The 1124-nt window shown below is 58.5% G+C and carries 1 protein-coding gene and 1 pseudogene; both read left to right on the forward strand.

Features of this window, described 5'->3' with window-relative positions:
* The first annotated feature begins 172 nt into the window (after window positions 1–172).
* A complete protein-coding gene (locus B4F73_RS15775; protein ID WP_290483742.1) occupies window positions 173–559 on the forward strand; it encodes a hypothetical protein in 387 nt (128 codons plus the stop codon).
* Window positions 559–1124, forward strand: a pseudogene (locus B4F73_RS15780) (aminomethyl-transferring glycine dehydrogenase subunit GcvPB); the annotation flags it as partial. The gene B4F73_RS15775 and the pseudogene B4F73_RS15780, both read left to right, overlap by 1 nt.

Genomic DNA, 1124 nt, shown 5'->3' on the forward strand with positions numbered 1-1124 from the left:
GCGCAGAAGCCGTTCTCGCCATGCTGGACGAGGCTGGCGTCGTCGGCGGCGTTCGCGCCAGCCGCCTGTTCCCCGGTGAGCATATGGGGGACGTGATTATTTGCGCCGCCACCGAATGCACGACACCGGAAGACATAGCCGCCTATGCCGCTGCCCTGAAGGAGATTATCTGATGACCGCAACCTCCAAGGTGAATCATAAGAGCTACGCTCAAGTTAGGGATTATGCGGAAAAGCTCGTAGCGGCTTCTTCAAGTGCCGTATCCGAAACTTATGATCGCAACAGCAAAGTCTTTGGTATGCGGCATGGGTCTCGTTGGATTTACCTGAATTGTGAAAATGCCGACAACATGTTCGTGTTTGACGCCTCTCTTTCTCAAAAGCTGCAGCCGAAATTGGAGCGCGTAGCCCGTATGAGAGTTCCCGCTAGAACCTACAAATCCAGTTATACCGGGTTTCAAAACAGGGGGGATTTCCCGCCTGGAAAATCTCACTCTGGCATCGCGTGGCACTTCGAGAGTTGGCGCGATCTATTTGAGATTCTTGAGGAGAAAGTTTGATGACCATGAACACACAAGGCCGCCCGACATCTCCTGTACAGGCTTCCAGCAAATCCGTGGACACTGTGTCCGGCTCGAAAGGCCTGTTGCAGGCCGAGGGCCTGATCTTCGAGATTGGCACCGAAGACACGACCGGCGTTGACCTGCCAAAGCCGAAAAACCGCACCGGCCGCCTCGGCGGAGTCGCGCGCAAGCAGGCGACCGGCCTGCCGGGCCTGTCTGAGCCGCAGACGGTGCGCCACTATATGCGCCTCAGCCAAAAGAATTACGCCATCGATCTTGGCCTGTTCCCGCTCGGCAGCTGCACGATGAAACACAATCCGCGTCTCAACGAGAAGCTCGCGCGCTTGCCCGGCTTTGCGGATATCCACCCGCTGCAGCCGCAGGCAACCGTGCAGGGCGCACTGGAACTGATCGACGAATTGGCCACTTGGCTGAAGACACTAACCGGCATGCCTGCGGTTGCGATGAGCCCCAAAGCCGGGGCGCATGGCGAGTTCTGCGGCATGATGGCAATCCGTCAGGCGCTGGTCGCGCGCGGCGAGGCCGAGACCCGCAAGCGCGT

Source organism: Hyphomonas sp. UBA3601 (assembly GCF_002375605.1).
In the GTDB taxonomy this organism is placed as follows: Bacteria; Pseudomonadota; Alphaproteobacteria; order Caulobacterales; family Hyphomonadaceae; genus Hyphomonas.

Bases quoted from the DNA above. Each gene is read 5' to 3' on its own strand.
- B4F73_RS15775 (WP_290483742.1), top strand. From the start codon at position 173: ATGACCGCAACCTCCAAGGTGAATCATAAGAGCTACGCTCAAGTTAGG.